This window comes from Sporosarcina thermotolerans, from assembly GCF_030067815.1.
GTDB lineage: Bacteria > Bacillota > Bacilli > Bacillales_A > Planococcaceae > Sporosarcina > Sporosarcina thermotolerans.
Genome location: NZ_CP125968.1, coordinates 1386518 through 1406444, shown reverse-complemented (window position 1 = coordinate 1406444; position 19927 = coordinate 1386518). Strand labels below are relative to the sequence as shown.

The 19927-nt window shown below is 42.8% G+C and carries 15 protein-coding genes and 5 pseudogenes; 3 read left to right on the top strand and 17 right to left on the bottom strand.

All coding sequences use genetic code 11. The annotated features are described in order from the left end of the window. Positions 1-15: 15 nt before the first annotated feature. From QNH10_RS07985 to uvrB, 14 genes and pseudogenes are all read right to left on the bottom strand, one after another. Positions 16-997, bottom strand: a pseudogene (locus QNH10_RS07985) (gluconeogenesis factor YvcK family protein). 4 nt (positions 998-1001) lie between these two features. Beyond that, a pseudogene (gene rapZ, locus QNH10_RS07980) lies at positions 1002-1888 on the bottom strand (RNase adapter RapZ). Continuing rightward, positions 1888-2370 carry an NUDIX domain-containing protein gene (locus QNH10_RS07975; RefSeq protein WP_283734165.1) on the bottom strand — a complete coding sequence of 161 codons (483 nt, stop codon included), beginning with the start codon at positions 2368-2370 and terminating at the stop codon, positions 1888-1890. The pseudogene rapZ and the gene QNH10_RS07975 overlap by 1 nt, the downstream one beginning before the upstream one ends. Before the next feature lie 560 nt (positions 2371-2930). Beyond that, positions 2931-3880, bottom strand: a pseudogene (gene trxB / locus QNH10_RS07970) (thioredoxin-disulfide reductase). Between the two features lie 102 nt (positions 3881-3982). After that, positions 3983-5506, bottom strand: coding sequence for a tetratricopeptide repeat protein (locus QNH10_RS07965; RefSeq protein ID WP_283734164.1), 1524 nt, complete (start codon positions 5504-5506; stop codon positions 3983-3985). 110 nt (positions 5507-5616) lie between these two features. Beyond that, positions 5617-6129 carry an acyltransferase gene (locus QNH10_RS07960; protein WP_283734163.1) on the bottom strand — a complete coding sequence of 171 codons (513 nt, stop codon included), beginning with the start codon at positions 6127-6129 and terminating at the stop codon, positions 5617-5619. Next, on the bottom strand, positions 6126-6779 hold the full coding sequence (ppaX, locus tag QNH10_RS07955) for a pyrophosphatase PpaX (RefSeq protein ID WP_283734162.1): 654 nt from the start codon (positions 6777-6779) through the stop codon (positions 6126-6128). The genes QNH10_RS07960 and ppaX overlap by 4 nt, the downstream gene beginning before the upstream one ends. Then, positions 6780-7714 (bottom strand): annotated as a pseudogene (locus QNH10_RS07950) (nucleoside recognition domain-containing protein). A 14-nt stretch (positions 7715-7728) separates the two neighbouring features. Continuing rightward, positions 7729-8535: a prolipoprotein diacylglyceryl transferase gene (lgt, locus tag QNH10_RS07945; protein WP_283734161.1), complete on the bottom strand. Its 807-nt coding sequence runs from the start codon at positions 8533-8535 to the stop codon at positions 7729-7731. 4 nt (positions 8536-8539) lie between these two features. Next, positions 8540-9478 carry an HPr(Ser) kinase/phosphatase gene (gene hprK, locus QNH10_RS07940; RefSeq protein WP_283734160.1) on the bottom strand — a complete coding sequence of 313 codons (939 nt, stop codon included), beginning with the start codon at positions 9476-9478 and terminating at the stop codon, positions 8540-8542. Positions 9479-9629: 151 nt separating this feature from the next. Beyond that, complete coding sequence (locus tag QNH10_RS07935) at positions 9630-9938, bottom strand: DUF4097 family beta strand repeat-containing protein (RefSeq protein ID WP_283734159.1); 309 nt, start codon at positions 9936-9938, stop codon at positions 9630-9632. Between the two features lie 49 nt (positions 9939-9987). Beyond that, positions 9988-10770: an SHOCT-like domain-containing protein gene (locus tag QNH10_RS07930; protein WP_283734158.1), complete on the bottom strand. Its 783-nt coding sequence runs from the start codon at positions 10768-10770 to the stop codon at positions 9988-9990. A gap of 96 nt (positions 10771-10866) precedes the next feature. Next, entirely contained in the window at positions 10867-13737 is a 2871-nt protein-coding gene (uvrA, locus tag QNH10_RS07925; protein WP_283734157.1) for an excinuclease ABC subunit UvrA, read from the bottom strand. A gap of 7 nt (positions 13738-13744) precedes the next feature. Then, positions 13745-15726 (bottom strand): annotated as a pseudogene (gene uvrB, locus QNH10_RS07920) (excinuclease ABC subunit UvrB). A gap of 132 nt (positions 15727-15858) precedes the next feature. Between uvrB and QNH10_RS07915 the strand changes: the two are divergent. Then, positions 15859-16218 carry a coiled-coil domain-containing protein gene (locus QNH10_RS07915; RefSeq protein WP_283734156.1) on the top strand — a complete coding sequence of 120 codons (360 nt, stop codon included), beginning with the start codon at positions 15859-15861 and terminating at the stop codon, positions 16216-16218. 32 nt (positions 16219-16250) lie between these two features. Here the strand turns inward: QNH10_RS07915 and QNH10_RS07910 are convergent, their stop codons facing one another. From QNH10_RS07910 to QNH10_RS07900, 3 genes are all read right to left on the bottom strand, one after another. Continuing rightward, a complete protein-coding gene (locus QNH10_RS07910; protein WP_283734155.1) occupies positions 16251-16460 on the bottom strand; it encodes an IDEAL domain protein in 210 nt (69 codons plus the stop codon). A gap of 95 nt (positions 16461-16555) precedes the next feature. Further along, complete coding sequence (locus QNH10_RS07905) at positions 16556-17764, bottom strand: ABC transporter permease (RefSeq protein ID WP_283734154.1); 1209 nt, start codon at positions 17762-17764, stop codon at positions 16556-16558. Continuing rightward, positions 17757-18497: an ABC transporter ATP-binding protein gene (locus tag QNH10_RS07900; RefSeq protein WP_283734153.1), complete on the bottom strand. Its 741-nt coding sequence runs from the start codon at positions 18495-18497 to the stop codon at positions 17757-17759. Before QNH10_RS07900 ends, QNH10_RS07905 begins: the two co-directional genes overlap by 8 nt. A 147-nt stretch (positions 18498-18644) precedes the next feature. Between QNH10_RS07900 and QNH10_RS07895 the strand changes: the two genes are divergently transcribed. Together QNH10_RS07895 and QNH10_RS07890 are read left to right on the top strand one after the other, a co-directional pair. Continuing rightward, on the top strand, positions 18645-19073 hold the full coding sequence (locus QNH10_RS07895) for an HIT family protein (protein ID WP_283734152.1): 429 nt from the start codon (positions 18645-18647) through the stop codon (positions 19071-19073). A gap of 118 nt (positions 19074-19191) precedes the next feature. Further along, the gene (locus QNH10_RS07890) at positions 19192-19716 is read left to right on the top strand and encodes a tryptophan transporter (protein ID WP_283734151.1); all 525 of its coding nucleotides are present in this window, start codon (positions 19192-19194) and stop codon (positions 19714-19716) included. Positions 19717-19927: the final 211 nt, after the last annotated feature.

The window sequence follows — 19927 nt, the reverse complement described above, 5'->3', positions numbered from 1 at the left end:
CTCTCTCGGCGATGATCAAGTCTCCTTGTTTACATCCTTGCCTTTCATATACTCCTTAACCCATGAAGCAACCTTATTCGCATCATGGATGATACGGCCCTCGGAAACTGTCGAAATATCTCCAAGGACGATGTTAGGCACAAGCAATTTCAAAGCTTCTATATCATTCTCAACGGGTAATTGAACTTCAGGCGATTCATTCCCCTGTAATAATGTTTCGAAATCAGTATCGTTCAACAGAACCGTATCGAGAAAAGCGCTGCCAGCGTGATCATACAGCGCTTGCACATGCTCTGATGCTGTATACTGATACGTTTCTCCTTCTTGAGTTGTCAGGTTATTGATATATACCTTTTTAGCTTTGCTTACGAGTACCGCGTCTCATGCCCCTTACAAGGATTGTCGGCAGGATGCTTGTGTATAGGCTTCCTGGTCCGAATATGATTAAATCCGCTTCTTCAATGGATCGTACTGTTTCAGGCAATGGTTCAACCTCTTGTGGTGAAACATATACTCTTCGTATTTTACGGCCGTATACCGGAATTTTAGATTCGCCGGTTACAATTGTGCCATCATCAAGCTCTGCATGCAAGGTGATCTTTTGATTTGCGGCAGGTAAAATTTTACCTTTAATGTTCAAAACCTGCCCCATTTTCTCAACCGCTCGTGCAAAATCACCCGTTATATCCGTCAATGCAGCAAGCATGAGATTGCCTAATGAATGCCCTCTCAAATCATCCGAAGTGGTAAACCTGTACTGGAACATTCTTTCTATTAACGGCTCTACATCCGAAAGAGCTGCCATCACTTGCCGGATATCGCCTGGAGGTGGGATGTTGTATTGATCTAACAACCTTCCTGAGCTGCCACCGTCATCCGCTACAGTTACAACTGCGGTGAGCTCAACGGGATAATTTTTCAATCCCCTCAGCATAGTGGACAACCCGGTCCCGCCTCCGAAAACGACGATTTTCTTCATTCTTCCGGATTGCAGCATTGTGTCAACCCTTTCTCTTTTCCACATCCCGATGTGTGATTAGTGTTTTATATTCGTCTTTTAATCGGTTTCCGAAGTATTCCGCCAACGTCACAGAACGATGTTGGCCCCCGTACAACCGAAGGCTACGACGACTTGTGATTTACCTTCGTTTTTATATTGCGGTATGATGAATTTGAAAAGATCCGTCAATTTTTCGATCAACACTTGTGAATCGTTCCACTTTAAAACATAATCGTATACTTCCTTATCCAGTCCAGACATCGGTCTTAGATCTTCAAGATAGTATGGATTTGGCAAAAAGCGTACATCAAAAACGACATCTGCATCTATCGGCATCCCATGCTTAAATCCGAAAGACATGAAGTTCAATGTGAAAGCGGTGTCGCCTTTGGAAGAGAATGTGGACATGATTTTTTCGCGTAATTCCCTTGGTTTAAGTTCGGAAGTATTGTAGATGAAGCGAGCTCTGCCTCTTAACTCGGAAAGCAATGTCCGCTCTTTGCGAATACCGGTAAGCGGAAGTCCACCCTCTGCGAGTGGATGCGATCTTCTCGTTTCCTTATACCGTCTTACAAGTGTTTCATCATCCGCATCTAAAAACAGAAGCTTGGTGGATACCCCTTCCATTTGCAACAAATTGTCCAATGCTCCGATCAACGCATCAAAAAGGTCACCGCCTCTTGTATCCATGACTGCCGCAATCCGTCTCATCTTGTTCTCGGACTTCATCATCAAGTCTAAAAATGTGACCAAAAGCTCTGGAGGTAAATTATCAATACAATAGAAGCCCATGTCTTCAAAGCTTTGCATCGCCACTGTTTTACCAGCACCAGACATCCCGGTAATAATGACTAATTCAACGTCGCTGTTTGGTAATTCATTTTCCATTATAGTAGATCGCCCTCCATCGAGTTTTGTAGTCGCTCTTCTAACAGTTCAAACTCTTCTGTATAATAAAATGTACCATACTGGACACCGTTTTTGGAGACGGCAAATGATAAATTGGATCTATCGCCTTCAGCCATTGGCAACGTTTTCAATTTTTCGATACCGTGCCATTCGAGCAACCCTTCCCGATTCGACTCATACGGCGTGCCGATCAAATCTTTGGCGACGAATGTGTACAACATCCATTCGTCGATCAATTCCTTCGTGTCTGGATTTAGTATCATCATCGTGTAAATCCCTTTAACTTGCGGATTTACTGGTGTCGCGCCAGTTTCCTCTTCGAATTCACGGATGGCTGCCTCGTATATCGATTCCCCTGAATCCATCTTTCCCCCGGGAGCCACGTACCAATCCCGCCTCGGCTTTTTCAATAAAAGTACCTGATTGTCTTTTACGACAAGTAAGTTAGCAATTCTCTGCATCTGAATTCCTCGCTTTTTAAAACATGCATGCATCTATTATACAATGTTTACGTTGCAAACAACAAAAAAAGAAGACCACCTACGATTTGCATCAGTAGGTCGTCTTAAAGTGTTGCTATATTAAAAAGGGGGGTCAATTACTATTCTTATGTTACCCCTAATGTGTTGCATTAGAGTTACAGTAATATTAAGGTTGCATTAATAATTTTGGACGGGCTTTTGATTTCCGTTTCAGGCGGACGCTTTCTATGGGAAGTCACAACGCTTCTATGGGAACTCAGCCGCATTCTACGGGAAGTCACGGCACTTCTATGGGAACTCAGCCGCATTCTATGGGAAGTCACGGCACTTCTATGGGAACTCAGCCGCATTCTATGGGAAGTCACGGCACTTCTATGGGAACTCAGTCGCTTTCTATCGGAAGTCACAACGCCTCTATGGGAACTCAGCCGCAGTCTATGGGAAATCGACCGCATTGCATTCTACCGGAAGTCACGGTGCTCTATGGGAGGTCCGCATCCATATAAAAAAGAGACCCATACTCGGGCCTCTCACTATAATCAAACTTCCGCAGATAGTTTCTCCGCAAGTTCTTCAATATATTTTTGACAAGCTTGTGCAGCGATGCTTCCGTCGCCTGTTGCCGTTACGACTTGGCGAAGTGTTTTTTGACGCACATCTCCTGCTGCGTAGATTCCTGGAACTTTCGTTTCCATTTCTTCATTGGTCACGATATATCCGTGGTCATCCAAGATATCCAAGTTTTTAAATGGTGCAGTTAATGGATCCATACCGATGTAGACGAACATACCCTGAGTCTCCATCTCTCTTTCCGTACCATCCACAGTGGAAACAAGCGTTACAGAACTGATTTTTCCATCCTGTCCGTTAACTTGCTTAACTGTAGATTCCAGATAAAATCGATTTTTTCATTCGCAAATGCGCGATCTTGCAAGATTTTTTGCGCGCGCAATTCGTCACGTCTATGAATGATCGTTACCTTGTCTGCGAATCGAGTGAGGTATGCACCTTCTTCAACCGCTGAGTCTCCACCGCCGATAACAACGATTTCTCTCCCTTTGAAAAAGGCACCGTCACAAACAGCACAATAGCTGACGCCGCGGCCAGTAAGGTCTGCTTCGCCTGGTACGCCCATTTTTTTATATTCAGCACCAGTGGTAATGATAATGGCACGTGCTTTATATTCTTTTTTACCGGAAATAATCGTTTTATAGCTAACACCATCGATGATTTCGTTTACGTCACCGTATGCGTATTCAGCACCGAATGATTTGGCGTGGTCGAACATTTTCTGGGAGAGATCTGGTCCCAAGATCGATTCAAAACCAGGATAGTTTTCAATCTCTTCCGTGTTCGCCATTTGTCCACCCGGAATTCCGCGCTCTAACATCAAGGTCGACAAGTTTGCTCTGGAAGTGTAAACAGCTGCAGTCATTCCTGCCGGGCCCGCACCAATAATAATGACGTCATATATTTTCTCTGTTGTCATTGGTTTTTCCTCCTCCTACATAACATAACACTGACCAAATCGTATAAGATTTGATGTGTCCAATCAATCTATTTGCTCGCGGGAGTGGTTGCCTAACATTTATCACTCACTAAATTGTGGTAGAAACTCCATTAATGTATGAACATATTTAGTTAGCGTTGGTACCGAAATGCCATAACTTTTTGCAATGGCCGTTTTGGTAACTCCTTTATAACGTGATGATTGGAACATATAATCAGCTGCTGCAGCGAGGGCATCCGGATTCCTGAAATCATATGATCGAGTTAATGCCACCTCGCAAAGGGTGAACCACATTTGAAAAAGATGTGTCCCTTGCTTATCGAGCGGCTTGTAATTCTTGTAAATGATATCGGTCGTTTCCAAAGCCCGCATAAAGGAATGATCGAAATCAGTTTCCAATGTAAATTCATAATCGAGGCTATGGGCTAAAAATAACTGTTCAATGCTACTCAGCTTTTCCAAATCAATATATTTCGGATGCGAAATAATTTCTTGTTTATGAGCCGATTTGCCCAATAAATAAAAGCCTAACAGTCGCTCGCTTCGGTATTTATTCATGATTTTACTTAGTAGGAATTCACGATCCTGTTCAAATGAATCCGCCCGCGATGTCTCTTGCACGCTTTTCCAAGGCTCTAACCCGGCCTTGCTTGGGTCAAGCTCGACTAACTTTTCATATGCTTCCTTCGCGGCTGTCTCATTTCCTGAAAAGTAAGCAGAATGGGCAAGCCAGAAATAATAGCCTGCATCCCCTTCAAATCCCCTTTTCTTTAGGCTTCTGAGCCAACCATATGCTTCTTTATGTTTCCCAACCAATGCAAATGTTGCCCCTAATTTATATCGATGTATGAATTGATAAGGTTTTATCTTCAACAGAAGGTCAAGCAATGCATCCAATTCCTCTTTGTCTTTCTGGTAATAATAAAAGACAGCGAGATTGCATAATGCATGGATATTCCCTTTGTTCTTATCAAGTACATCGTAAAGCAATTCCTTCGCCTGATCGATTTTGCCGACGTAGAAATAGGCGAGAGCCAAATTATTATATGCCGCCCAAAACTCAGGATAATCTACGATGATTGCCTCAAGGATTTCGATGGCTTCGTCAAACAAGCCGCCTTCCATCAATCTCCTTGCCTTCTCCTGAAGGAAATACACTTCACCATCCGGCATTTCCTCATCGTCAAATATATCTTCTTCTTGTTCAGCAAAATCGATAATTTCCATCGAATCATCAACAAGAGGTCCGTCTGGAGATAGCGCAATATATTTTTCAGCATAGACTTTTGCATCTCGAAGAAGACCGAGATGTGCATGGACTTCCGCCAAATAGAAGATGATATCCTCTTCCTCTGGGTCAATGCCATGTGCAGCCGCAAGGATCTCGTAGGCCTCCTCAAACATGCCCTCTTCCATAATAAGAATGCCGTATTGCATAAGAATGAGCGGATCACTCGGGCTTAACTCAACAGCACGTTGCAAATATTTATGGGCATCATCGTATCGTTCACGTTGCATCGCTTTAATGCCCTTCTGATAATAAAATTCACCATCAGGGATAAAAGAAATTATTTTTTTATCTATATTCCTATGCTTTTTATCCAATCAAATTTCCTCCGATAGAAAATAGAAAGGAACGTATTAGACGTTCCTCCAATAAAAATTATAACATAACTTCTCTACCCGTCATTCACTATTTTGACACATTCTTAGGATTACTTCGCCTTTCGCTCCGCCAACTGTTCCGCGGTATAAATGATTCGAACGGGATTGCCGCCGGCAAACGCACCTGCAGGAATATCACGATTTACGAGTGATGCAGCCGAAACAATTGCCCCATCTCCGATTTCAACACCCGGAAGGATCGTCGTATTGGCCCCGATCATCACACGGTCCCCGATCACCACATCGCCAACCCGGTACTCTTCGATTAGATACTCATGCGCAAGAATCGTTGTATTGAAGCCGATAATCGAATTATTGCCGACAGTAATTCGTTCGGGGAACATCGTATCTGGCATCACCATAAGGGCAAACGATGTTTTTTTCCCTATTTTCATCCCTAAAAATGTACGATAAATGAAATTCTTCATGGGGATAAAAGGTGTATATCTCCCCAACTGGATGAAAATGAAATTCTTAGCCACTTTTAAAAATGAGACCGTTTTGTAAATATGCCAAAGGGAGTTCGCATTTCCTTTAGCCGGAAAACGTTCTGTCCTTCTCAATCGTTCTCTCCCGCAGTAATCTCAAGGAGGTCTGAAATATGGTGCAGCATAAAATCAGGCTCCAATTCACGCATGAATTGTTCCCCTTTTAATGACCAAGCCACCCCTGCTGTGCGAACTCCTGCATTTTTTCCACCGTGTATATCATGGGAGTTATCCCCGATCATTAAAGTTTCCTCCGGTGAGGAATTCAATCTTTCCATTGCCAACAGTATCGGTTCAGGATCTGGCTTTGCATTTTGCACATCATCCAACCCAATCACCGTATCAAATACATTATTAGCTGAAATAAGCTCCAAGCCTTTCATGATCATATCATTCCGCTTCGTGGAGACAATCGCCATCTTGAAGCCCTTGCTTTTCAATTGCCTCAATGTTTCAGAAACGCCATCAAATTCAGTTGCCAATAGATCATGATTCGCGTAATTCCATTCACGATATTCGCTTATAAGTTGGTCAGACATTATCGGATCTACACTATCCATTGTCTCTTTCAATGTCGGTCCAAGGAATGGAATGATATCCGCTCTTACATATTTTCCAGGATAATGCGCACCAAGGACGGTTTGAAACGTTTGGACGATCAATTCATTCGTATCAAGCAATGTTCCGTCGAAGTCGAATAATAATGTTGTGATTTTATTAGCCATTTAAAACGGTTGCCTCCTTTCCCTTCTCCGCCCGCTTTGCTTCCAGAAATAAGCGACAGCTATCGTCAAAACGAACGCAGTTACGAGTCGAATGATTAGCAATGGTAATACCGGTATCCCTAAAGGCATGAAGATAAGCGTATCCTCTACAACCGCGTGACAGGCGATAAGGAAGATGAAAGCGAGTGTCGCATCTTCTTGCTTACGCCATCTTCTTCAACTGCTTGGATCATTACACCGGCTCCATAAGCCAACCCGATAACAAGACCTGCAACAAGCGTCATTGAAGCATTCGGTTTAACACCGATGACTTTCGTGAACGGCGCAAGCTTCTCGGAGAATTTCTGTAAATAATGATGGTCCTTTAAATATTGAACTATAATCATCAATGGAATGACAATTAGCGCAAGCTGTAACACACCAAAGGAAGCTTTTTGCAATCCTAAAAGACCGATTTCGAGCCATCCTTCAGGTATTGCAGCGATTTCCGGAGCCATGCCGTATTTCGCAATCTCACTTCCGCCACTCCAAAACACGTTTATAATTACAGCAGAGAATGCCGCTAAACCGAATCGAACAAGTAAGACAACCCATAATTTAACGCCGACCTTCAGCGCAACCCCTGTCTCGATAAAGAGATTATGCGAAAAACTGAGCATTACAGCGAGGATGAAAACTTCCTTCACTGTCAGATCAAGCGAAAGAATCCCGGCGATACCAGCGTATAAGTTCAATGCATTGCCAAGCACCAACGGAATGGCTGCTTCCCCACTTAGTCCAAACAGCCCCATGAAAGGTGAGACAAGTTTTACAACCCAAGGTAAAATCGGGGTGTGTTGCAGGATCACAACAAGAATCGTAATAGGAAAAATGATTTTCCCTAACGTCCACGTCGTCTTCAAGCCTGCTTTCAACCCATTTTTTAATGTCTGCATTTCCTATCCCTCTTTTATTTATCTAGATAGTTTACTTTCACTTTCTTGATGAACCTTCTATACACGAACATTGAGGCACCAAAAAGGATTGCGAGAATCGAGACGATTTGTGCGGCACGAAGATCGCCGCCATACAAGCTGTCTGTTCTCATCCCTTCGATGAAGTACCTTCCAATTGAATACCATATTAGATAAAAGAAGAAGATCTCTCCGCGCTTCAATCGCACTCTTCTTAAGATCAAGACAATAATTAGGCCGACTACATTCCAAAGGGATTCATACAGGAATGTCGGATGGTATGTAACTCCTTCAATTGTCATTTGATTCATAATCCAATTGGGAATCCATGTGTTTTCAAGGAACTGCTCCGAAACTGGACCACCATGTGCTTCCTGGTTGATAAAGTTCCCCCATCTACCAATGATTTGGCCGATCAGAATACCCGGAACTGCAATGTCCACAACTTTCCAAAATGAAATGCCACGTTTCTTAGTGAAAAAGTATGTTGTTAAAAAGGCACCAATCAAAGCACCGTGAATCGCAATGCCGCCTTCCCAAATTTTAAAGATATCGGCGGGGTTATCCCTATACGAATCCCATGAGAAAATAACATAATAAATCCGTGCACTTATAATAGAAATTGGTACTGCCCAAATGAGCAGGTCCGTTAAAAAGTCCGGATGCATTCCTCTTTTCACCATTTCTTTTTGAACGACTAAGAATGCAAGGATAATTCCTGTAGTAATTAAAATCCCATACCATCGGACCGAGATGGGGCCTATTTCAAAGGCTGTTGGGTTAATCGTTAGAAAATCGAACATATTTTTATTCTATCCCCTTTTCATTGCTATTTTGGATAGCCAAATCGAGTCTTCTCGAAAATGTCTCTGCCGCATTAATGCCTAATCTTTTCATGCGATAATCCATTGCAGCTACTTCAATAATAACCGATAAATTTCGTCCCGGTCTTACGGGTACTGTAAGTTTCGTCACATCGGAATCCATGATCTTCGCTTTTTCTTCATCAATCCCCAAGCGGTCATACAATTTGTCTGGGTCCCATACTTCGAGATCAATGACCATTAGGACACGCTTGTCATCTTTCACTGCACTTGCACCGAAAAGTGTCATCATATCAATGATCCCGACCCCACGTATTTCAAGCATATGATTTAATAGTTTCGGGGCGTTACCGATTAGAACGTTTTTGGCGACTTGCCTGATTTCCACAGCATCATCCGCGACGAGTCCATGTCCCCTTTTCACAAGTTCCAAAGCAGTTTCACTTTTACCTACTCCACTTTTCCCTGTGATTAATACGCCTATTCCATATACGTCGACAAGCACGCCATGTACGGTTGTCATCGGGGCTAACTGCCCTTCCAGGTAGTTTGTCAACATGCTTGAAAACCTTGTTGTTGGGTGTTCCGTCTGAAGGACGGCGATATTCCGTACATCTGCCAATTCTTTTAACTCATCAGGACATTGCATATTATGTGCAATGATAAAAGCTGGTGTTTCAGCTGTACAAAGACGATCCATGCGATCCATTCGTTCTACTGGACCAAGTTTATTGAAAAAGGAAACTTCTGTCTTTCCAAGCAACTGAACACGTGTTGATGTGTAAAAATCAAAGTAACCTGCCATTTCAAGTCCTGGGCGTGAAATGTCACTCATTGTGATCGTTCGCTCGATACCATCTTTGCCGGCAAGAAGTTCGAGTCCGAATTGGTTTTGAACATCTTTTACTGTTACAACAGACAATTACACCCATCCTTTCCTTTACCGTTAAACCTATGTTCCATTTTACCATGAACTTCAATCAACACAACTTAGCTATATCTAAATACAATTAAAAAACTGTAGACTTCCGATTTCTCGGTTGTCTACAGTCCAAGGGGTATTTAATCATGTTTTACTGTATAGCAAACGATGACGGAGCCTGTTTAGCCTCACCATGAATATATAGAGGCGTTGCGCCGTTCTCTCCTGTTTTCGAGAAGCTGATGCTTCGTTGGAGGAACTGCTCTTGTTCGCTTGATTTAGTGACATCTTTCAGTTGAAGGTCCAAACGTCCCATATTGGTAGAGATTTCACCGTGTAACGGAATGTCGGATGGAATGTATACCTCTACTGTTCCGCTTACTGTTTTTGCATCTATTCTTTGTGCAGCAGTGTCATTTGTCGTGACAATTACATTGCCGTTCAGAGATTTTGCTTCCACATCTTTTAACTGACCGGATAAATATACGCGGCCATTGATCGTTTCCGCTTCAAGTAGCTCCCCAGAACTTTTCGTTAAGTCGAATTGACCCGTTACCTGCCTCGATTTCCGCCTCTTTAAAGTCAATGCGCTCAAGGTCCACTTTTCCGTTTGCCGTTTTCGTGTAAAATCTATCAACAGTTATATCATTCATCGAAAAATGGCCATTAAGAAGTCTTGCAGAGATTTTTTTGTAATCTTGTTTTGGGATAAAAAGGTCTACATTCACTTGGATTAATTTTAAATCACTTAGTAAACGCAGCTTCCCTTCATCTACCAAGAAGATCAACTTATCAAGGAATTCCTTCCTCGAATCTTCTTCCGACTTACCACCATATGCCTTCACGACGAAATCTGCTTTTATTTCGGTTGCATCTGTCGCATGAACGGATATATTCCCGTTGTCGACATCGATAAGGATTTCTTCTAAATCATCCGCTTCTTTTACAATGGAATGATGGAATGTAGTGCTTCCACCAAATGGTTTGTCGAAGTCGAAGCCTTTCATTTTATCCACCGCGGTTTGCATGAATTGCATGAAACGATCTCCGACAGTTACAAAGTCTTTCTTTATGTCTTCGATGAATTCATCCATAGAAGGATCTTTCCTATTTTTTGAATAGGATTGATCATTGCCTTGGTCGGATTTGTTTTCATTAAAGACTACTTCGTCCGCTTGGTTGTAATTATCTTTAGCTGTTTTCTCCATCGCTTCCAGAAGAGTTAAGGCTTCATCCATTGAAATTGTACCATTTTCCAGCATTGTCAAGATACGTTTGCGTTCGTTTTGCATCTGTCTGCCTCCTTGTAATTTCAACTTCAGCAAGAGTCCTTATTTCACTCTTACTTTCCAATAGTATATATACGAATGATCATTCATAAGGTTTCACTATCTTTTGAGTGCAACCTTTTCGATTTTGTCTTTCATTCTCTGACGGTCTCTTTCAAGGATTGGTTTCAAATAGTGGCCCGTGTATGATTTTGCAACTTTAGCCACTTCTTCAGGAGTGCCTGTCGCGATGATTTGACCACCTTTGTCCCCGCCTTCAGGACCTAAATCGATAATATGATCAACTGTTTTAATCACATCAAGATTATGTTCAATGACAAGCACTGTATTGCCGCTATCCACCAAACGTTGTAGGACAAGGAGGAGTTTTTCAATGTCATGGACATGCAATCCTGTCGTTGGCTCGTCCAATATATAAAACGATTTGCCGTTTGAACGCTTATGCAATTCGGACGCTAACTTGACCCGCTGCGCTTCACCGCCCGATAACGTTGTAGCCGGCTGGCCAAGTTGGACATAACCGAGACCGACATCGGCAATCGTTTGCAGTTTCCTGCTGATCTTAGGAATATTTTCGAAGAAGATCAATGCATCCTCGACAGTCATCGCAAGGACATCCGCAATATTCTTCCCTTTATACGTCACTTCAAGTGTTTCCCGATTGTATCGCTTTCCGTGACAAACTTCACAAGGCACATAGACGTCTGGGAGAAAATGCATTTCGATTTTGATAATGCCGTCGCCACGGCATGCTTCACAACGTCCGCCTTTCACATTAAAACTGAATCGACCTTTTTTGTATCCTCGAACTTTTGCTTCGTTTGTCATTGCGAACACATCACGTACATCGTCGAATAACCCGGTATACGTTGCCGGATTCGACCTTGGTGTCCTTCCTATAGGGGACTGGTCGATTTCGATCACTTTTTCCAGTTCCTCAATTCCGGAGATGGATGTAAAACGGCCCGGCTTTTGTTTCGAGCGATTCAACTTTTGAGCAAGCACTTTATGCAATACTTCGTTTATAAGCGTACTTTTTCCTGAACCCGAGACACCAGTAACTGCGATGAACTGTCCTAACGGGAAATCCGCGTTGACATTTTTCAAGTTGTTTTCGGATGCACCTTTAATCGAAACAACCCGGCCGTCCGATTTACGTCTCTCCATCGGCAGTGGAATGAATTTCTTACCACTTAAGTATTGACCAGTTAAAGATTTAGGGTCATTCATCACTTCTTCAGGCGTGCCTGCCGAAACGATTTGACCGCCCTCTTGACCAGCACCCGGACCGATATCGATCAAGTAATCCGCTGCAATCATCGTATCTTCATCATGTTCGACAACTATGAGCGTATTTCCGATATCGCGCATGCTTTGCAGCGTCTCGATCAGACGGTCATTATCCCTTTGATGAAGCCCAATAGAAGGCTCATCCAAGATGTATAGGACCCCTGTCAATCTGGATCCGATCTGCGTTGCAAGCCTGATTCGCTGTGCCTCACCGCCCGATAATGTCCCTGCAGCCCTTGATAATGACAAATAATCAAGACCAACATTGACGAGGAAACCAAGTCTTTCTTCGATTTCACGAAGGATTAAGTTTGCAATTTGGGCATCTTTCTCGGATAGAACGAGGGTTTTGAAGAATTGGTCGGCTTCAGTAATGGATAATTCGGTTACTTTTCCGATATGTGATCCATTCACTTTGACTGCCAACGTTTCCTCTTTCAATCGATAACCCTTACAAGTCGGGCAAGCACGGCTCGCCATATATTTCTCCATTTGCTCTCTAATATAATCAGAAGATGTTTCCTTAAATCTACGTTCAACGTTGGCTAAGACGCCTTCGAAGTAAATATTATTGACACGCGTATTCCCGAATTCATTCGTATATTGGAATTTGACCATCTGATCCTTCGAACCGTAAAGAATAATATTCAGATCCTCATCCGAAAGATCCTGTACCGGTACATCCATCGGAATTTTAAAGTGATGGCAGATAGTCTTCAATAGTTCAGGATAATATTGTGAACTTGTCGGTACCCATGGTGCAATTGCGTCTTCATTCAATGAAAGAGTAGCGTCCGGGATGACCAACTCCGGGTCAACCTCTAATTTAGTCCCTAAACCATCACACTCGCCGCAAGCTCCGAACGGACTGTTGAATGAAAACATCCTTGGCTCTAATTCACCTATGGAAAAACCACAAAGCGGACAAGCATGATGCTCACTAAACAGCAATTCTTCAACGTCGATTACGTCGACTAAAACTGTTCCTTCAGCTAGGCGTAGGGCGGACTCCAAAGAATCACTTAAGCGGGCTTCGATTCCCTCTTTAACAACAATCCGGTCGATTACGACTTCAATAGTATGTTTTTTATTTTTGTTCAGCTCAATATTATCGTCGAGATCCATTACGTCCCCATTCACTCGAATCCTGACATATCCTTGCTTTTTAATGTCTTCGATCAATTTTGCATGGGTTCCCTTTCTACCCGAAACGACTGGTGCAAGAATTTGCAGTCTTGAACGCTCAGGCAGCTGCATGATTCGGTCGACCATCTGCTCAATTGTCTGCGAGGTGATCTCGATACCATGATTCGGACAGATCGGCTTGCCGACCCGTGCATAAAGCAACCGTAAATAATCGTATATTTCCGTTACCGTTCCGACCGTCGAACGGGGATTACGGCTCGTTGTTTTCTGGTCAATGGAAATCGCCGGCGACAGTCCTTCTATGACATCCACGTCGGGTTTATCCATCTGGCCTAAAAACTGACGGGCATACGCCGAAAGGGATTCGACGTATCGTCTTTGTCCTTCAGCGTAAATCGTGTCAAATGCGAGTGATGATTTTCCTGATCCGGACAATCCAGTTATTACGACCATTTGATCACGTGGAATATTGATGTTAATGTTTTTCAGATTATGGGCTCTTGCCCCTTGAATGACGATCTCTTTATTTTTCATCGCGTCTTCACCCCTCAGCCTTCAATTCTAATATACTATCGCGAAGCTCAGCCGCCCTTTCGAAATCAAGCGCCTTTGCTGCTTCCTTCATTTCTTTTTCAAGTGTCACAAGAAGTTTCGCCTTATCTTCCTTCGTTAACTTCCTGCCTTGCGTTACTTTTTCGAGAGCTGTCGTATTATCCTCAGCAACTTGGGTCGCCCTGATGACATCACGAATTTCTTTTTTAATTGTCGTCGGTGTGATGCCATGCTTTTCATTGTAAGCCTTTTGGATTTCTCGCCGTCTTTCTGTTTCATCGATTGCCTTTTTCATCGAATCCGTAAAGCGGTCCGCATACATATAATTACCCGGCCCTCGGAGTTCCGTGCTGCTCGTCCGATTGTCTGGATGAGTGCACGCTCGGACCTTAGGAATCCTTCCTTATCTGCATCCAAAATGGTGACAAGGGAAACTTCCGGAATATCAAGCCCTTCCCTTAAGAGGTTGATACCTATTAATACATCGTAAGTGCCTAATCGTAACTCCCGGATGATTTCAATCCTTTCAAGCGTTTTCACATCTGAATGCAAGTATTGGACTTTAATGCCGATATCTTTCAAGTAATCCGTAAGATCTTCTGACATTTTTTTCGTTAGTGTTGTTATCAATACCCGTTCATTCCGCTTTGTACGCTCATTTATTTCATCGATTAGATCATCGATTTGCCCTTCGATAGGACGCACTTCGATTATTGGGTCAAGCAATCCTGTTGGCCTGATAATCTGTTCCACCATTTCGGGCGTATGCTCGATTTCATAAGGGCCTGGAGTTGCAGAAACGTATATTGCTTGATGTACATAGTTCTCGAATTCTTGGAACATAAGCGGTCTATTGTCTAATGCTGAAGGTAGGCGGAATCCGTGGTCGACCAATACTTGCTTACGCGCTTGGTCGCCATTGTACATTCCCGGATTTGGGGTAAAGTGACGTGACTTTCATCGATGACAATTAGGAAATCGTCTGGAAAATAATCCAAAAGTGTATAAGGTGTCGCCCAGCAGGTCGTAGGGTCAGATGCCTTGAATAGTTTTCAATTCCTGAACAGAATCCCATTTCTCTCATCATTTCGAGGTCATAGCGTGTTCTTTGTTCAAGTCGTTGCGCTTCAAGCAGTTTGTCTTCTTTTCTCAACAATGTAAGGCGTTCATCCAGTTCCGTTTCGATATTCGCGATGGCCTTCACCATTTTTTCTTCGCCGGTAACAAAGTGGGATGCCGGGAAAATGGCACATGTTCCCGGTCGCCTAAAATTTCTCCGGTCAACGCATCGACTTCACGGATTCGGTCGATTTCATCTCCGAAAAATTCGATACGAATACAATGTTCGTCTTGGGACGCCGGGAAAATTTCGACAACGTCTCCCCTTACGCGGAATGTTCCACGGGTGAAATTGATGTCATTCCTGGAGTATTGGATGTCGACAAATCGCCTTAGCAATTCGTTTCTTCCAATTTCCATGCCTGTCCGAAGGGAGACAACATGCTTTCCATATTCCTCCGGCGATCCGAGCCCGTAAATGCAGGAAACGGATGCGACAATTAGCACATCATTGCGTTCGAACAGGGCTGATGTGGCCGAGTGTCGAAGCTTGTCGATCTCATCGTTGATGGTTGCGTCTTTTTCTATATAAGTATCCGTGTGCGGTACGTATGCTTCCGGCTGATAAAAGTCGTAGAAGCTTACAAAATACTCCACCGCATTGTTCGGAAAGAATTCCTTGAATTCGCTGTAAAGCTGCCCAGCAAGTGTTTTATTATGTGCAATCACAAGTGTCGGTTTATTGACTTCCGTTACAACGTTTGAAACTGTGAATGTTTTTCCTGTCCCTGTTGCCCCTAAAAGAGTTTGATGCTTTTTCCCTTCATTTATGCCTCCGACAAGCTTTGTAATAGCAGCAGGTTGGTCGCCTAAAGGGACGTAAGGAGCGTGTAAATGGAATTTTTGGACCATAGCAAGTCCTCCCCAAAATTGAATTACTTTCATCTTAACATAGAATGAAGTCAGACTAAAAGAAAAAGGGAACGTGTGTTTTAAATATATTAAAGGGGGCTATGGGAAGTCGATGGCAGTCTATGGGAAGTCATGGTACTTCTATGGGAAGTCGAAGTACTTCTATGGGAAGTCGAAGCACTTCTATGGGAAGTTGAAGCACTTCTACGGGAAGTCGAAGCACTTCTACGGGAAGTCGAAGCACTTCTACGGGAAGTCACCACACTTCTATGGGAAGTCGAAGCACTTCTACGGGAAGTCGCAGCACTTCTACGGGAAGTCGAAGCACTTCTACGGGAAGTCGAAGCACTTCTACGGGAAGTCGACACACTTCTATGGGAAGTCGAAGCACTTCTACGGGAAGTCGCAGCCATTCTTAGAAAATCACCGCAAACAAAAAGCGGGCCTGCCGGTAGTCGATGTACGACTTCAGGCAGACCCGCAAAACTATAGTTAATTATCTTCGACTTTCATCAATTCATCAGTCAGTCTGTTGAAAGTCGACTCGTCTTCTCGTCGAGCGCGATATCGATCAATTCCCAGAGACGTTTTTTTGTTTGCTCCCGGTGGATATGGCTCAGGAAAAGATCCATATAAATATCATTTAATAATCGCTCCGCTTGTGCAGAAGAACTATTTTTTCCCACGGCTTTTAAGAACTCGGCATATGAATAATTATTTTCTATTTCCCTCACCCCTGATGCCTTTTTTTTATTATACCTAATTCACAGGTCCAGTTGCAAGGTTTTTGAGAATATTCTATTTTATTTTTTCTTGAAGGATTAGATCATCAGTCCGTATTTTTTTCATTTGAAAAACGAATTGTTGCAGTAGAGACGAGTACAACAATGATTGCCATAATGATAGGCGTCACAGAAATGCCTCCAACAAGAAATCCTGTGATAAGGATAAATAGTGCCTGTAATAATTGAATCGAGCTTACCGTTTTGCGGATTGCGGGTGTCCGAGTGTTTGTTGCTTCCGGGAAAAGCATATCCATTCGGAAGTCATTTCCAGCACGTAAGGCGTGAACAAGCTGGATCGATGAGGCGAAAGCCAAAGCACCGATAAAGATGTAGACCACAATCGTGAACGGAATTAGGACGACTCCAAGAATGGAAAGTCCCGTCAATCTTACCCATAGCCAAAACGTATCGTCTGTCCGGATAAGTGTCCTCTGCAACAGATAGCGCTGCGGTGAAGTCTGTCCAAACTTCCCAGGACGCATAAGAAAACCAAGCCAAGCACGTCGACTGATTGAGCCTTTCAAATGGGGCACATCCGTGAAATAGTTGGCGAAACGATAGAAACGCATCATCCGATTTTGTTCAAGTGTGATGAAATGCTGGTATGGAAATGGTTTGGCCGCGCTTTTTTTCTTATAGTTCAAATAATATAAAGCAATGATCAAACCAATCACTGGGATAAACAGCGGATACCCTGCAAGCATCACATAGATGAGCGAGGCTGAGAGGATAAACCGAACAAGTCGATCTATCAAGATTCCTTCGCCGTCATTTGCACGTCGATAATGGTACTCCGTTTCAACATAAATCCATTTAACAAGTAAGATAATAATGGCAGTAAGCAGGAACTGTGGCTTCCCCGCGACATTCGTCGCCGCCAATAACGGCATCATGACAATCAATAGGATAAAGGGAATCGGCAATTGTGATAACAATGAGTACCGTAATGATCTATTTAAATAGTCTTCAAGCTTCTTTTCCATTGGAAGGAAAAAGACACTATCAGCCGGCTTAAGCAATGTTACGGGAGCCCCGAAAACAAGTGCCAATCCTATAAGGACAGAGGCGATGATCGCGGATGGAAAGTTCGTTGGCACTTCCTTCAACCATTCGCTATATGCATAGCCCCCCGCCCCTATCGTGAACAGAAGTACAATCGCCAGATGGCCAGTAAACACGAATTTCATGTATTTTTGCAGTTCGGTCATATAATGGACAAATCGTTTTGCCCATATTTCACGCAAACTATTCATTGTCTTGATCCTCTGTCATGGATATATAAAGTTCATCCAATGAGGCTTTTGGACGGTTAAAAGCTTTCCTTAAATCATCCATCGTTCCATGTGCCCTGACCCGCCCTTCATGAAGGACGATTATCCGATCACAATATTTTTCCGCAGTGGACAGAACATGCGTTGACATTAAAACGGATGCGCCATTCGCTTTACGCTCCGATATCTGTTCTAACAATGAACGGATTCCTATCGGATCAAGACCGACAAACGGTTCATCGATAATGTACAGTGAAGGCTCCACAAGAAAAGCACACATGATCATTACTTTTTGACGCATCCCTTTCGAGAAATGCGCGGGGAACCAATTTAAACGCTTCTCCATCATGAATTCTTTCAGTAGCATCTCCGAACGGGCTTCAAACACTTCCCTATCAAGACCATATGCCATCGCTGTCAGCTCAAGATGTTCTTTCAACGTAAGTTCTTCATACAAAATCGGTGTTTCCGGTATATATGTGAACGCCTTTCGATATGCTTCGGGATCTTCTTCAAATGTGACACCGTCCACGATTATTTCGCCATTATGAGGATTCATGAGTCCGATAATATGTTTAATGGTTGTACTTTTCCCAGCCCCATTCAAACCAATTAATCCGACCAATTCGCCCTCACCAATTTCGAATGACAAATCATGTAAAACTGGCTTTCGTGTATATCCGCCTGTCACATCTTTCACTTCAAGAATTGTCATAGCCATCCTCCATTCTTATATGTATTTTACCAAACATTGCCCAGGAATGCTTTGTCCATCTTTCACGTATTAACAGAAAATATGCTACACTATGGGCAATCATGAATATGTATTTAGCGATCACAAACAGAAAGGATGAAATAAAAAATGACATCATGTGTTTTTTGTAAAATTGTAGAAGGTTCTTTACCAAGTGAAAAGATTTATGAGGACGAGCATGTCGTTGCATTTATGAATATCATGCCTGTAACGAAAGGGCATGTTTTATTGATTCCTAAAAACCATCGGGAAAACATTTATGATATGACAGAAGAAGAAGCATCCAACTTATTTGCAGTCGCACCAAAAATCGCAAATATCCTAAAGGAAGAATTCAACCCTGCCGGCATGAACCTACTGCAAAACAATGGCTCTCATGCAGATCAATCTGTCTTTCATTTCCATCTTCACTTCATCCCGCGTTTTGACGAGACGGACGGCTATAGTTCCAACTGGAATCCTAAAGTGGAAGAGTTCACACAAGATAGGATCAAAGAAATCGCAGTACAAATCCGTAATCGATTTGGGCAGGAATAAACTATCCATTGATTAGTTAGAAAAATAAGCGTACAATTACAGATAAGTTTTCGCTGCCGATCACGAGGATACGTCAGGAAAACCCCAAAATAATAGTTGAGTTGAGGAGAGATGAGAAATGAATACGAAACAACTTACGCTGATGGCATTATTAGTAGCCGTCGGTGCCGCTTTGTACTTGGTCATACCAGGATACGGCGAGGGCATGAAGCCTGACTTTATGTTGACGATGATGATCATCGGGATTTTACTATTCCCGGATGTCCGAAGCGTCTTTTTACTTGGGGCTACAACTGGGGTCCTTTCTGGGATATTTACAAGTTTCCCTGGTGGATTCATCCCGAATATTATCGATAAGCCGATTACAGCATTTGTCGTTTACGCCGTAATTCTATTGCTAAAGAAAACTGTAAACCATTTGGCCGTATCAACAGCCATCACCTGCGCCGGAACAATACTTTCCGGAAGTATCTTCCTATTAGTTGCAATCTATGTGATGGGAGCAACTGTACCTTTCGGACTCCTATTCGTTACTGTCGTTTTACCTACAGTCGCAATGAATGGTATTGTATTTTTCATCATTTATCCAATCATCAAAGGATTGCTTAAGCGCACATCCTTCAAAACAGCATTATCCAATTGAAATAAAGGTAACTATAAGAATCCAGGCAAAGGTTTTTCTTTAACGGGTTCGGTTGGTGGGAAGAAAAAAACTAATAGCAAGTAAAATAACAACCGTTTCAGCATATATTTTAAACATAGATTAACAATAAAAAAGCAAGAAAAACCGCACAGATTATTATGCCTGTGTGGTTTTTTAATTACAAAATTTCCTAATGAAATTTTGTGTTAGT